This window comes from Dysgonomonas sp., from assembly GCF_035323175.1.
In the GTDB taxonomy this organism is placed as follows: Bacteria; Bacteroidota; Bacteroidia; order Bacteroidales; family Dysgonomonadaceae; genus Dysgonomonas.
Genome location: NZ_DAOKYH010000013.1, coordinates 20,185 through 34,170, shown reverse-complemented (window position 1 = coordinate 34,170; position 13,986 = coordinate 20,185). Strand labels below are relative to the sequence as shown.

The following is a 13,986-nucleotide window of genomic DNA, read 5'->3' as shown; positions in this document are numbered from 1 at the left end:
AAAGATATTCATATTTTTAAACTATTTTTGTTCTACAGTTTAAAAACATAACAGTAAAAACCGAATATTCTATGAATATAGAAGAACTCAGAGAATACTGTATATCTGTAAAGGGCGCATCGGAAAGCTTTCCTTTCGACGAATCTACTTTAGTCTTTAAAGTCATGGGAAAAATGTTCGCATACACAGGCTTAGATCCCAAAGATGGATTTTTCAAAGTAAATCTGAAATGTGACCCGGAAAAATCATCTGAACTACGCACAAGATATGAAGGAGTAACACACGGTAATCACACACGAGGACTCTTATGGAATGCCGTCTATCTTGCGAGTGATGTACCCGATAAGTTGATAAAAGAATTAATAGATCATTCTGTCGAAGAAGTTATAAAGAAACTACCGAAGAATAAACAAACAGAATATCGAAGTTTGTAAAAGAAATATAAAGCAATGATAATAAAAGACGCTCAATTTGTAATAAGCAATACCGATTATAGAAAATGTCCTCAAGACGGTAAGCCCGAATATGCATTTATCGGACGTTCCAATGTCGGCAAATCATCCCTGATAAACATGCTTACCAACCGCAAAGGATTGGCTATGACATCGTCCAAGCCGGGAAAGACTCAGCTCATCAACCACTTCATAATCAACGACGAGTGGTATCTGGTAGATTTACCAGGATATGGATATGCGCAACGAGGAAAAGACGGCAGAGAACAGATTCGTAAAATAATAGACAATTATATACTTAAGAGATCTGAACTAACCTGTCTCTTTCTATTATTAGATTGCAGACACGAACCTCAGAAAATAGACCTTGACTTCATCAATTGGCTAGGCGAAGAAGGAGTACCCTTTGTGATTGTATTCACCAAAACAGACAAAATAAGCAAAGGACGACTAAAAGATAACTCCGATATATATATAAACAAATTACATGAAACATGGGAGGAAATCCCGACAATATTTTATACTTCTTCCGAGCAGAGAGCAGGAGGCGATGAGATATTGGATTATATAGACAACATAAATAAAAGCTTGAAAGGGAAATAAAATTTGACTTAAACCCTGAAAAGGGCAGAATACGAATCAACTCAATTCCATAAACTAATCATAAAAAGTCAAGATATGTTATCTGTACCTTTAATAAATATAGCAGATATTAGCAGAGCCGATCTGGTTCTGGAGAAGATGCAAAATATACAAAAGAATAACATCTCTACTGTCAATTGGCCGGAGCTATACCCTTCCAAGCCTGAAGTTGCATTCAAAATAGCACACGACGGTAACCATATCTTCCTGCAATTCTTTGTTGAAGAAAATGAGATTCTTGCAAAAATAGCAGAAGATAATGGGCATGTATGGACCGATTCGTGTGTAGAATTTTTCATTTCTTTCGATAGTTTATATTATTACAATACAGAGTTTTCTTGCATCGGAAAAGCACTGATGGGCTATCGTAAAGAAAAAAAAGATTCCCGGCATGCAAGCCAACAGATATTGGACTCCATTAAGCGATACCCAAGTCTTGGAATAGAGCCATTTGATAAAAAACAAGGCGATTTCAAATGGAATTTGCTGCTTGTTATTCCCGTTACAGCATATTGGATGTCTGACCTAAAATCTCTGAATGGAATAAAAGCCCATGCAAATTTCTATAAATGTGGAGATAACCTGACTATTCCTCATTTTTTATCATGGAATCCGATCCATACAGAAAAGCCAAACTTCCATGTTCCACAATTTTTCGGAGAACTTAATTTCGAATAAAACTATAGGATAGCACTATACTTAAAGAGCAAGAATAGAGGAGAATACTCGTTATTACTTTTTTGTTAAAAAAATGTTACGACCGATTTTTTTTTCTATCTTTGCGGGACAAAAGCAGTTGGTACTGTTTTTCTTGATGAATATATTTTTAATCTTTTATGAAAAATAACTTATTCGATAGGTTTAAACCTAAAGAAAACAAATTCTTCCCTCTTTTGAGCGGAATGGCAGAAGTAATAGTCACCGCATCGGATCTCATCATTGAATGTGTTCAAGTAACTAACCACAACGAAGCTGTAGAGTATTACAAAAAAATTAAAGACCAGGAAAGAAAAGCCGATACCATCCAAAATCAAATCTTCGAAGAGCTCAACCAAACATTTATTACCCCTTTTGACCGGGAAGATATAAACCATCTTTCGTCAACAATGGATGATGTTATTGATCTTATCAATAGTTGTGCTAAGCGTATCATGCTTTACAGCCCGAAGGTAATGCCAGAGAGTGCTGTACGACTCGCTATGTTTGTAAGAGAATCTTCCGGCTTCCTGATTCAGGCAATCGGAGAACTTGATGTATTGAAAAAAAGTACATCCCGAATAAAAGAATACTGTGAGCAACTGGGTGTGATTGAAAAAAAGGCCGACGATGTGTACGAACATTTTCTTATCGACCTGTTTGAGAATGAAAAAGATGCCATTGAGGTTATTAAACTAAAAGATATTCTTCACGAACTCGAACGTGCTACCGATGCAGCAGAATCAGTAGGAAAAATTATTAAAACAATGATCGTTAAGTATTCATAATAAGAAAGAAATGACATTATTAATAATAATCATTATTTTAGCGATCATATTTGATTTCATAAATGGCTTTCACGACGCTGCCAACTCAATAGCAACCGTCGTATCTACGAAAGTTCTTACACCGACCCAAGCTGTAATTTGGGCTGCCTTTTTCAACTTCGTAGCTTATTTTATCGCAAAATATATTATCGGCGGATTTGGTATTGCAGACACTGTATCCAAAACCGTGGATATGGAATTTATAATTCAAAGCTTTGGCAACCCATCTCTGGTTATCATAGCCGGACTGATAGCTGCTATTTCTTGGAACCTTATTACATGGTGGTTAGGAATCCCTTCATCTTCTTCGCATACTCTTATCGGAGGATTTGCAGGAGCCGGTATCGCCGCTTCAGGTTTTCAAGCTGTACATTCAGGCGTTATTGGTATTATTGCGCTGTTCATTGTAGTAGCACCTCTGATTGGTATGGTTTCGGGTAACATCATCACGCTGATCACCCTCCACTTTGTAAAAAAGATAAAACCGGGTAAGGCCGACCGTTGGTTCAAGAATCTACAGCTCATCTCATCCGCAGGCCTTAGTATAGGACATGGATTGAACGACTCACAAAAAGTAATGGGTATCATTGCAGCAGCATTGATTTCATATACAGCAACTACACCCGACGTTCACCCTTGGTTATATATGAACGACATGAACGATATGCACGACTGGGTGCCACTCGCATGTTTTACTGCGATTGCAATAGGTACAGTTTGCGGAGGATGGAAAATCATGAAAACGATGGGAAACCGTATTACAAAAATCACTCCTATCGAAGGTTTCTGTGCTCAGACAGCAGGTTCTATAACCTTATATATATCCGAAATGCTGCACGTGCCGGTAAGTACAACCCACGTAATCACAGGTAGTATAATAGGTGTAGGCTCGGTAAAACGTCTTTCAGCTGTTCGCTGGGGAGTAACCAAAGATTTATTGATAGCATGGATATTGACTATTCCGGTTAGTGCCCTGATGGCTATTGTATTCTATCACATTCTGGGACTGATCGTTCAATAAGAACACTCTCTATAAAATAAAAGCGGATGGTTAAAGTTAACTATCCGCTTTCTTCATTTAAATTTTTCTATAAAAGCATTGCTTTATACATTGAAAAACAATATCTTTGCACCGCTTTTCGAAGCAAGAATGTTTAACTTTTTAATGATACTGATCAGGACTGGTGCCAGATCTAATTTTGAATGATTGATAATTTAAAAAATGTACAACCGGTTGCAGATTTCGACTGGGATTCGTACGAAAAAGGAGACTCTTACACAGGTAAGAGCAAAGAAGAACTTGTAGAAACCTATGACCAATCGTTGAACAAAGTAAACGACAAAGAAGTGGTAATGGGTAAAGTAACTGCTATGAACAAACGCGAAGTTGTTGTTAATATCGGTTACAAATCAGACGGTATCGTTTCTATGAACGAGTTCCGTTATAACCCGGATCTAAAAATTGGTGACGAAGTAGAGGTATACATCGAAAGCCAAGAAGACAAAAAGGGACAACTTATCCTTTCTCACAAGAAAGCACGTGCTACACGCTCTTGGGATCGTGTTAACGAAGCTCTTGAAAAAGACGAAATCATCAAAGGTTATATTAAATGTCGCACTAAGGGCGGTATGATCGTTGATGTATTTGGTATCGAGGCGTTCTTGCCAGGATCTCAGATCGACGTGAAACCAATCCGCGACTATGATGTATTTGTAGGTAAGACTATGGAGTTCAAGGTAGTGAAAATCAACCACGAGTTCAAAAACGTTGTTGTTTCTCACAAAGCTCTTATCGAAGCTGAACTTGAACAACAGAAAAAAGATATCATCTCTAAGCTTGAAAAAGGTCAGGTACTTGAAGGTACAGTTAAGAACATCACTTCTTACGGTGTATTTATCGACCTTGGCGGCGTAGACGGACTAATCCACATTACAGACCTTTCTTGGGGACGTGTACAACACCCAGAAGAAGTGGTTAAATTGGATGAGAAAATCAACGTTGTTATTCTTGACTTCGATGATGACAAGAAACGTATTGCATTAGGATTGAAACAATTGACTCCTCATCCTTGGGATGCTCTTAGCGCTGAGCTTAAAGTAGGCGACAAGGTGAAAGGTAAAGTTGTGGTTATGGCTGACTACGGTGCATTCATCGAAATCGCTCCGGGTGTAGAAGGCTTGATCCACGTTTCAGAAATGAGCTGGGCTCAACACTTACGCAGTGCACAAGACTTTATGAAAGTTGGCGACGAAGTAGAAGCTGTAGTGCTTACTCTTGATCGCGACGAACGTAAAATGTCTCTTGGTATCAAACAATTGAAACCAGATCCATGGGAAAATATCGAAGAAAAATATCCTATCGGAAGCCAGCACACTGCAAAAGTTCGCAACTTCACTAACTTCGGTGTATTTGCCGAAATAGAAGAAGGCGTAGACGGACTAATCCACATTTCAGACCTTTCTTGGACTAAGAAAATCAAACACCCTAGCGAAGTTACTGCTATAGGTGCTGACATCGAAGTACAAGTACTTGAAATAGACAAAGAAAACCGTCGTTTAAGCCTTGGTCACAAACAACTTGAAGAAAACCCTTGGGATGTATTCGAAACTATATTTACTGTAGGTTCTGTACACGAAGGTACTCTTGTTGAAATGGTTGACAAAGGAGCAGTAATCTCTCTTCCTTATGGTGTTGAAGGTTTTGCAACTCCTAAACATTTGGTAAAAGAAGATGGTTCTCAAGCTAAGATCGATGAAAAACTTGATTTCAAAGTAATCGAGTTCAACAAAGACTCTAAAAGAATCATCGTATCTCACAGCCGTGTGTTTGAAGATGAAAAACCGGAAGCTAAAGAAGCTGCTGCTGAAAAAAGAGCAAAAAAATCTTCTAAGAAAGAACAAGCTGAAACTTCAACTCAATCTAACGTAGAAAAAACTACATTAGGCGATATAGAAGAGCTTGCAGCATTGAAAGAAAAACTTTCGGGAGATAACAAATAAATATCTTTTTGATATTCTGATAAAAGGGTTCACTAATAGTGAACCCTTTTTCGTTTAAAATGTTAAAATAAAAGTGAAAGTTCTCTGTACATTTTGTATATATGAAAAGACTATCTAATTTTGCAGCTTAGTTGCATAAGCAATCAACACATAAAACCACTATATGAATACTAAGAGTTTAGGATTAGCCTTATTTTTCTTTTTTAGTATAGCATCCACAGTTTGGGCACAACAGTTTCTATCGCTGGAGCAATGCCGACAACTTGCAATAGAGAACAACAAATCGCTCAAGATAGCTTCTGAGCAAGAGAGAATAGCATATTATGAGAAAAAGGATGCACTTACCAAATTCTTCCCCGAGATATCGTTTACGGGAGCATATTTGCGCAATCAGAAGAATTTGTACCTCATTCCATCTTCTGCCATACCTACATCCATACCTCTCCCGATAGAGATTCCCGGAATAGGCAATAATATTCCGATAGACGACAAAATCCGTAATAGCATTCATGATCTAGGAAAGGTAGACATTAAAAACGTATGGGTGGGAGGATTTACGCTCACACAACCGTTGTTTATGGGAGGAAAGATCGTTGCTTACAATGATCTGAGATCTTATGCCCAAGACCTAGCCAAAACGATGAAAGAGACTCAGATGACAGAGGTTATCGTGGAGGTAGACAATGCATATTGGCAGGTTGTATCAGTAGCCAATAAGAAGAAGTTGGCAGAGGCGTATGTCAAACTCATGCAAAAGATGGACTCTGATATATCTGCAATGGAGCAAGAGGGCGTAGCCACAAAAGCCGACAGGCTATCAGTGAACGTAAAACTAAATGAGGCAGAGATGACTCTTACAAAAGCGGAAAACGGGCTGAGTCTTTCAAAAATGCTATTGGCACAAATATGCGGACTGGAGATCAACGATCAGCTTACATTGAAAGATGAAAATATAACAAACATTGCAACCGACGAAGACGTGGACGCTATGCCCAACATAGACGAAGCCATATTGAGCAGGACAGAGATAAGAAGTCTCGAGCTAGCCACAAAAATATATGGGAAGAAAGAAAAGATTGCTGTAGCCGAGTTTATGCCGAATGTTGCACTTACAGCAAACTATTTATGGACAAATCCGAACTTATTTGACGGTCTGGAAAACAAGTTCGCCGGAATGTGGAATGTAGGAGTACTACTAAAAGTCCCTTTAAATTTTGCTTCTAATTCGGCAAAGCTTAATGTAGCAAAAGCCGAAACACGTATCAAACAATTTGAAATGGAGGATGCAAAGGAAAAAATTAAATTGCAAATAAACCAATCAGCATACAAACTGTCGGAAGCAAACAAAAAGCTAAAGACTGCGCAAAAAAACACAGAAAAGGCGGATGAAAATCTAAGATACGCAAACGTAGGATTCGAAGAAGGAGTAATCCCTTCGTCGGATGTTATAGCAGCACACACAGCTTGGCTATCGGCTCACTCGGATCTGATAGATGCACAGATCGACATTATCTTATGCCGAATATACCTGAACAAAGCATTGGGTCGTAAGTTTTAAAAACATCTTATATTTATCTATATATAAAGAACTAAGATGATAAAAGTATACAATTGGGAAAACAATAAAAAAAGTGTCACTTTTGTCACCTTTTAGACCTAAAATCACTGATTAACAAATCGATATACATTTGAAAAAAAGTAACAAATAAAGATATGGATACAGAAAACAAAAAAACAGGTTCTAAACTCATACCTATTCTGATTTTTGCCGCCGTTATTATTCTAGTTGGCTTATACGGTTTCTTCTTCCTCAACCAAGAAGACAACATCATACAAGGTGAGGCAGATGTAACCGAAGTACGTATATCCAGCAAAGTGCCCGGACGTATCGCAAAATATATGGTAGACGAAGGAAGCTATGTAAAAAAAGGTGACACTCTTGCTATACTAAGCATTCCTGACATCGATGCTAAGCTGGCACAGGCAAATGCGGCACAGCAAGGAGCTGCGGCACAAAACCAGAAAGCAATAAAAGGGGCACGCGTAGAGCAAATCCAAGGAGCATACGAAATGTGGCAAAAGGCTAAAGTAGGAACAGACATAGCGCAGAAGTCGTACAAGCGTGTTCAAAACTTGTTTGACAAAGGTGTTGTAACCGCACAAAAGAGAGATGAAGCCGAAGCACAATACAACGCATCAGTTGCAACAGAAAAGGCCGCGAAGTCTCAATACGACATGGCTGTAAACGGTGCAGAAAAAGAAGACAAAGAAGCCGCCTTTGCCTTATTGGAAAGAGCAAAAGGTGCTGTAGCAGAAGTATCATCTTACATCTCTGAAAGCTATCTGATCTCACCTATTGACGGAAAGGTTACCGAAAAATTTCCGAACGAAGGAGAGTTGGTAGGTACAGGTGCTCCGATAATGAATGTTGCTAAACTAGACGATAAGTGGGGTTCATTCAATATCAGAGAAGACCATCTAAAGAACTATAAAGATATAGGTAAGACATTCAAGGCATACGTTCCGGCACTGGATCAGGAAGTAGAGATGACCGTATACTATGTCAAAGATTTAGGATCGTACGCAGCATGGAAAGCCACCAAAACAACAGGACAGTACGACAGAAAGACTTTTGAGGTAAAAGCTCGATTCAACGACAAAGCCATCGATGTATTGCCGGGAATGTCACTTATCATTAAAGAATAACAAATGAGCTATAAAACCGGTATACTAGCCATATTCAAAAGGGAGTGGATACGTATATCCTCATCCAAAATATGTATATGGGGGATATTCGTTGCTCCGCTATTATCCATGATTATTTTGATGTGGATGATGAGCGCAGGGCTACCCTCACGTATACCTATTGCGGTGGTAGACCTAGACAATACGACTACAACACGCTCTTTGATACGCCAGTTGGATGCTTTTGAAAAAACGAATATACAGTATAAAAGCCTTTCGTTTAAAGAAGCAAGGCATCAGATGGAGCGAATGGAAGTATATGCTGTACTAACCATCCCGAAAGATTTTACGAAAGATGCAATTTCAGGCAATCGCCCCAAATTGGTTTATTATACCAACAATGCTTTTTTGATATCGGGCTCTCTGCTATTTCAGGACTTGAAAACAATATCTACGCTGGCTTCGGCCTCAGTAGGGTTAAAGACTGCAATGGCAAAGGGTTATACAGAAAACCAGATTATGCCGATCTTGCAACCGATTACGATAGATGCGCATCCCACAGGGAATCCTTGGCTCAACTATTCGGTATATCTGAACAATGTTCTCTTGCCGGGTATATTACAATTGATTATCCTGATGTTTACCGTATCGGCTTTTGGTTCAGAAATAAAAGCAGGTAACGGGCCAAAACTTATGTCTATGGGAGACAACTCCATCATCAAAGTAATGATAGGGAAACTACTTCCGTACACGATCATATATATGGGGATAGCGTTATTATTTATGGCAGTCCTTTATTACATCAATCGATTTCCATTGCATAATGGTTTTTGGCCTATGTTCTTTAATTATGCATGCCTCATTCTGGCAGCACAGGGAGCAGGCATCATACTTCTGGGAATATTCCGCAATTACCGGTTTGCCCTAAGCATAGCCAGCCTTATAGGGATGGTATCATTTTCCATTACAGGATTTTCATTCTCTACATTGGCGATGGATGGAAGCCTGAGTGCATTGAGCAACTTATTCCCGCTAAGGCATTTTTTCCTTATCTATGTAGATCAGGCATTGAATGGTATAGCGGTGGGCTACTCCATGTATCATTATGCGGCACTGCTTGGCTTTGTGTTGCTATCAATATTCTTCTTCGGTACTGTAAGAAAATTACTGAAGGATAACGTATATGAGCTATGAAAAGATTACTACTTGACATATATTATGTTTGGATCAACGAGCTAAAGGTCATATTCAAAGACCCGGCGGTTATATTGCTGTTCTTTATAGTACCGTTGGCCTATCCTGTACTGTATAGCTTTATATACAATAACGAAACTGTACATGAGGTAAAAGTTATATTTGTAGATGATTCAAACTCTTCGCTCTCAAGGGAATTTAAAAGAAAGGTAGATGCCACAGCCGATGTAAAGGTAATAGGGTACGCTTCGGACATGGAGGAAGCCCGTGAAGCTCTCCGAAGAAAAGAGGCTTACGGGATAATGTATATACCCAGAGATTTCAGCAAAGACATACATACTCAGCAACAAACGAAAGTCAGCGTGTATGCCGATATGAGCAGTTTGTTGTTTTACAAAGCAATGATACTCAGCGCTACCGAAGTATCGCTGGATATGGGTGCTGATATACGCGTAGTTGAAACCGGAAGCGGCAGTCAGGAAGAAGATGCTACGACCCGGCAAACAGTAGAAAATGAATGGGTTCCGATGTATAATCCACAGAATGGATTTGCAAGCTTCCTTGTTCCTGCGATACTTATACTCATTATACAGCAAACAATGTTTTTGGGTATAGCTACTATTGTTGGTACACACAACGACAAGAAACGATTTACAATAGCATCACACACAGCCCAAGGCAAAAATGTAGGAGCCATAAAGCTAACAATCGGTAAAGCCTTTTGCTATGCCTCTTTATACATGCTGATCTCGGTATGGGTGCTGCGAGTAATACCATATATCTTTAAGTTTCCGCAGATAGGAGACCCACTGACAATTGCAGCATTTCTTATGCCGTTCCTTTTGTCGGCTACATTCTTTACAATGACACTCTCCTACTTCTGCTCGCAGCGTGAATTCGGAATGATGCTGTTTGTATTCACCAGTGTCATATTCATATTTATATCTGGTATATCTTGGCCTTGGACTGAGATACCTACAGCCATAAAGGCGATAGCATACATTGTTCCGTCTACACCGGGTATTCACGGGTTCATTAAAATAAACACAATGGGAGCTACTCTGAATGATGTATGGTTCGAATATATAGCTCTTTGGATACAGGCAGGAATATATTGTATTACGGCAACCATAATGTATAAATGGTGGATACAGAATTACGACCCGGAATACAAAGGTATGATAAGAAAAAGAGTTGAATAAATCTTCAACTCTTCTTCATCTTCTATTGATATTTCTCGAAGTCAAAATCTTCTCGCTTAGCAAAGCCTCCTTCTATAAGTAACTCTGCGGCACGCCTGTAATCCTCCGATCTGACCTGTAATCTGGCTGTACCTAACCCTGCAGTGTAAACAGTAAGATATTCTCCATTTACAACACAGTCTATGCCATTGTCAATCAGAAATGATTTTGCTATAGCCAAATTAGCTTCAAAGTCAGCGCTTTTTAAAGTAACCAGTTCATCCATAATCTTTAGATTTATTATCCACTTATAAATGTAGATATAATCAACAAACTAGACAAGACGAACAATATTTATTTCAATTATTTATAAAATAATTTGGTTTATAATATAAACTACTTTACATTTACGGAATAAAATATGATAAACCACTTTAAGGAAAAAAATATGATACTCCGGTTAACTCTAATAATAATTCTATTAACGCTATCAGTCAGGGCATTTAGTCAGTCTCAAATACAAGGATATGTAAGAGACGAGAATAACAAAGGTATAGCTTTCGCAAATGTTTATATAGAAAACACAGTAGATGGAACGAGCACCGATGAGAACGGACACTTTACTTTGGAAACTGAAGAGAAAGGGTCTGTTACGCTGATAGCTTCATTTGTAGGATATAAACCGTTCTCTATCACTTCCGATGTTTCGAAATTGAACAACTTAGCTATTAACCTGAAGCCCGACCTAACAAACCTAAATGAAGTAGTCGTTACGGCAGGTAGTTTCCAGCTAAAAGGAGGATCGAATCTGGAAAAAAAGAATGCTATCGATTTAGTTACAGCTGCAGGCTCGGAAGGAGATTTATACAAATCGATAACAAACCTACCCGGCGCTCAAATATCGGGTACAGACGGCAAACTGCAAGTAAGAGGCGGAAGTAGTTATGAGACTCAGACCTATATAGACGAGATGCACGTAATGTCGCCATATACATCCATGCCGGCAAACACAGCGGTGAGGGGAAGGCACTCTACATTTATATTTGATGCGATAAATTTTTCAACGGGAGGCTTCTCTCCGGAGTATACTCAAAGTTTGTCGAGCGTACTGCCCTTATCGACTAAAGACGAAAGTACTATTACGAAGATAGGAGCCAGTCTAACTAGCGTAGGATTGGGAACGGGAGGAACAAAATCGTGGGATAAAGGATCAGCTTCTTTTGATGTAAATTATACAAACCTTGAACCATATACAAAACTGATATTCCCTGACGAAAAGCCGGATTGGGATAAGTATTATCAAGGAATATCGGCAGCCAATCAGCTTCGGTTTAAGCTAGGAGACAAAACATATCTTAAAACATATTTCACTTACGACAAAACTCTTTTTAAGAAAAAGGAGACTCCCGCATTCAGCAATATTGACCGCAAACTAGATTTTGATGAAGATAACCTATACCTAAACAGCACATTCAAAAAGCGATTTACCAATGGGATCAATTACTTCGCCGGAGTAGCTTATTCTTGGAATAAGAAGAATATAAATAATGCCAGAGTACCAAATGACTTGTTTAAGTCGGATGAAAGTGAGCTCCATCTAAAGACAAAGGCAGAGAAACGATTCTCTGGCTTGTATAAGCTAGGAGTAGGAACAGAAGCTCTGATCAGAAAATATGAAATGACTTATCTGGACGAGAAGAGCGTAGAAAGAAAAGTAAATCATAACATCGAAGGATTATTCGTCAGTAATGATTTTAGCCTATCAGACAAGCTGCTCTTAAACGCATCATCACGTATCGAGTATGCTTCGTTAGACAAGTCATTTGCACTACTTCCCCGCATTGCCTTAAACTACAATATAAAAAAAGACATTGTATTGTCGGCTGTCGCAGGAAAATATCAGCAGACTTCTCCCAACGAAAATTTGATTTACAACAATCACCTGTCACAAGAGAATACAACACAATATATACTGAGTGCACAGAATACAATTACAAATTATAGAGTATTCAGGGTCGAAGTTTATCACAAGAAATACAACAAACTGACTACCATATATGACGACTTTTATCACTCTGATGGACATGGATATAGCCAAGGTGTAGACCTAATGTATAAAGATGGGTTCAGAACAGGAAACAAGCAATCCTTAGAATATATGCTATCGTATTCATACAATGATTCGAAGCGAAAGTATGCCGAATACAATGAAAAAATTATGCCTCCATTTACGACAAAACATAACGCATCGGTCATTCTAAGGTATTCGAACGAAAAGTTAAAAAGCATAATCGGAGTAACAAACAGATTTGCCAGTGGACGTGCATATCACAATCCCAATTTGCCCGGAGTGATGAACGAAACAACTCCCGCTTATAACTCTTTGGATGTTAGCTGGACTGTATTGGCACACAAAAGGCTAATCATATATGCAAGTGCTTCAAATATTCTTGGCAGAACCAACGTATATGGGTATGATTATAATCCGAACCCGAATACGTCAGGCAGATATGAAGCAAAACCTATAAAGTCGTATCAAAATAATTTCTTCTTCATCGGATTCTTCTGGACAATAAGTGGAAAAGTAGCATATGATCCGGCAACTTTCTAAAATGAAACATTAACCCTTAATTATATTCTTATGAAAACGTTTAAATTTTATCTTTGTATAGCAATACTAATTGTACCAATGGCTTTATCAGCAATAACAAATACTGATTCAACCTATTTGAAAGTAATGGAGAAAACAGTATTAAAATTAGATTCTGCCAAATCAGTAAACGAGTTACAAACAATCCGGAATCAATTCGAACGGATATCTTTGAAATATGACAAGGAATGGCTCCCTCTTTACTATGTAGCATACACAGGAATACAAATGGTATATTACAGCCCGAAGGCAGAAAACAATGAAGCCATTCTCGAAACTGTAAAAGCAAGTCTTGACAAGCTAAATTCATTTACCAATGCTGACAAGTCAGAAGTCAGTACTTTGTATGGGTATTATTACAATGGATTATCGATGACTAATCCGGCAGTAAATGGGCAAAAATATTTTAATGATGTAATCAGTAACTATGAGAAGGCTATAAAGCTGAATCCGGAGAATCCGAGACCAATCTTTTTATTAGCTTTTTATGAAAGTTTTTTACCTGACTTTATTCGCTCGAAACGTGATTTTTGTGAAGAGATAAATAAGGCAAAGTCATTATATCAGAAAGAACAAAAAACAATAGAAAAACCGCATTGGGGCGAAGCTTTTATGATACAAATTTCAGCGAAGTGCAATAAATAAAATAATACCGGCAT

Annotated in this window: 13 protein-coding genes; 12 read left to right on the top strand and 1 reads right to left on the bottom strand. The window is 38.4% G+C overall.

Annotated features, from left to right (window positions below; all coding sequences use genetic code 11):
• Positions 1 to 71 precede the first annotated feature (71 nt).
• The 10 genes from PKC55_RS13845 (at position 72) to PKC55_RS13800 (ending at position 10,698) form a co-directional block, all read left to right on the top strand.
• Positions 72 to 434 carry an MmcQ/YjbR family DNA-binding protein gene (locus PKC55_RS13845; RefSeq protein ID WP_291127150.1) on the top strand — a complete coding sequence of 121 codons (363 nt, stop codon included), beginning with the start codon at positions 72 to 74 and terminating at the stop codon, positions 432 to 434.
• 15 nt (positions 435 to 449) lie between these two features.
• Positions 450 to 1,055, top strand: a complete 606-nt coding sequence (yihA, locus tag PKC55_RS13840; protein ID WP_291127148.1) for a ribosome biogenesis GTP-binding protein YihA/YsxC — start codon at positions 450 to 452, stop codon at positions 1,053 to 1,055.
• Positions 1,056 to 1,130: 75 nt separating this feature from the next.
• Entirely contained in the window at positions 1,131 to 1,772 is a 642-nt protein-coding gene (locus tag PKC55_RS13835) for a carbohydrate-binding family 9-like protein (protein WP_291127146.1), read from the top strand.
• A gap of 158 nt (positions 1,773 to 1,930) precedes the next feature.
• Positions 1,931 to 2,578: a DUF47 domain-containing protein gene (locus PKC55_RS13830; RefSeq protein ID WP_135107091.1), complete on the top strand. Its 648-nt coding sequence runs from the start codon at positions 1,931 to 1,933 to the stop codon at positions 2,576 to 2,578.
• A 10-nt stretch (positions 2,579 to 2,588) separates the two neighbouring features.
• Complete coding sequence (locus PKC55_RS13825) at positions 2,589 to 3,638, top strand: inorganic phosphate transporter (RefSeq protein ID WP_135107093.1); 1,050 nt, start codon at positions 2,589 to 2,591, stop codon at positions 3,636 to 3,638.
• A gap of 185 nt (positions 3,639 to 3,823) precedes the next feature.
• Positions 3,824 to 5,617, top strand: coding sequence for a 30S ribosomal protein S1 (rpsA, locus tag PKC55_RS13820; protein ID WP_135107148.1), 1,794 nt, complete (start codon positions 3,824 to 3,826; stop codon positions 5,615 to 5,617).
• A gap of 163 nt (positions 5,618 to 5,780) precedes the next feature.
• Positions 5,781 to 7,175, top strand: coding sequence for a TolC family protein (locus tag PKC55_RS13815; protein WP_291127142.1), 1,395 nt, complete (start codon positions 5,781 to 5,783; stop codon positions 7,173 to 7,175).
• Positions 7,176 to 7,330: 155 nt separating this feature from the next.
• Positions 7,331 to 8,323, top strand: a complete 993-nt coding sequence (locus tag PKC55_RS13810; protein WP_135107097.1) for an HlyD family secretion protein — start codon at positions 7,331 to 7,333, stop codon at positions 8,321 to 8,323.
• Positions 8,324 to 8,326: 3 nt separating this feature from the next.
• A complete protein-coding gene (locus tag PKC55_RS13805) occupies positions 8,327 to 9,496 on the top strand; it encodes an ABC transporter permease (protein WP_291127140.1) in 1,170 nt (389 codons plus the stop codon).
• Entirely contained in the window at positions 9,493 to 10,698 is a 1,206-nt protein-coding gene (locus PKC55_RS13800) for an ABC transporter permease (protein WP_006841976.1), read from the top strand. The genes PKC55_RS13805 and PKC55_RS13800 overlap by 4 nt, the downstream gene beginning before the upstream one ends.
• Before the next feature lie 22 nt (positions 10,699 to 10,720).
• Here the strand turns inward: PKC55_RS13800 and PKC55_RS13795 are convergent, their stop codons facing one another.
• On the bottom strand, positions 10,721 to 10,963 hold the full coding sequence (locus tag PKC55_RS13795) for a putative signal transducing protein (RefSeq protein WP_006841975.1): 243 nt from the start codon (positions 10,961 to 10,963) through the stop codon (positions 10,721 to 10,723).
• Positions 10,964 to 11,125: 162 nt separating this feature from the next.
• On the opposite strand from PKC55_RS13795, the gene PKC55_RS13790 reads away from it, so the two are divergent.
• Both PKC55_RS13790 and PKC55_RS13785 read left to right on the top strand, forming a co-directional pair.
• Positions 11,126 to 13,288 carry a TonB-dependent receptor gene (locus PKC55_RS13790; RefSeq protein WP_291127138.1) on the top strand — a complete coding sequence of 721 codons (2,163 nt, stop codon included), beginning with the start codon at positions 11,126 to 11,128 and terminating at the stop codon, positions 13,286 to 13,288.
• 30 nt (positions 13,289 to 13,318) lie between these two features.
• A complete protein-coding gene (locus PKC55_RS13785) occupies positions 13,319 to 13,972 on the top strand; it encodes a hypothetical protein (protein WP_291127136.1) in 654 nt (217 codons plus the stop codon).
• Positions 13,973 to 13,986 lie beyond the last annotated feature (14 nt).

Bases quoted from the DNA above. Each gene is read 5' to 3' on its own strand.
- PKC55_RS13845 (WP_291127150.1), top strand. From the start codon at position 72: ATGAATATAGAAGAACTCAGAGAATACTGTATATCTGTAAAGGGCGCA.
- yihA (WP_291127148.1), top strand. From the start codon at position 450: ATGATAATAAAAGACGCTCAATTTGTAATAAGCAATACCGATTATAGA.
- PKC55_RS13835 (WP_291127146.1), top strand. From the start codon at position 1,131: ATGTTATCTGTACCTTTAATAAATATAGCAGATATTAGCAGAGCCGAT.
- PKC55_RS13830 (WP_135107091.1), top strand. From the start codon at position 1,931: ATGAAAAATAACTTATTCGATAGGTTTAAACCTAAAGAAAACAAATTC.
- PKC55_RS13825 (WP_135107093.1), top strand. From the start codon at position 2,589: ATGACATTATTAATAATAATCATTATTTTAGCGATCATATTTGATTTC.
- PKC55_RS13815 (WP_291127142.1), top strand. From the start codon at position 5,781: ATGAATACTAAGAGTTTAGGATTAGCCTTATTTTTCTTTTTTAGTATA.
- PKC55_RS13810 (WP_135107097.1), top strand. From the start codon at position 7,331: ATGGATACAGAAAACAAAAAAACAGGTTCTAAACTCATACCTATTCTG.
- PKC55_RS13805 (WP_291127140.1), top strand. From the start codon at position 8,327: ATGAGCTATAAAACCGGTATACTAGCCATATTCAAAAGGGAGTGGATA.
- PKC55_RS13800 (WP_006841976.1), top strand. From the start codon at position 9,493: ATGAAAAGATTACTACTTGACATATATTATGTTTGGATCAACGAGCTA.
- PKC55_RS13795 (WP_006841975.1), bottom strand. From the start codon at position 10,963: ATGGATGAACTGGTTACTTTAAAAAGCGCTGACTTTGAAGCTAATTTG.
- PKC55_RS13790 (WP_291127138.1), top strand. From the start codon at position 11,126: ATGATACTCCGGTTAACTCTAATAATAATTCTATTAACGCTATCAGTC.
- PKC55_RS13785 (WP_291127136.1), top strand. From the start codon at position 13,319: ATGAAAACGTTTAAATTTTATCTTTGTATAGCAATACTAATTGTACCA.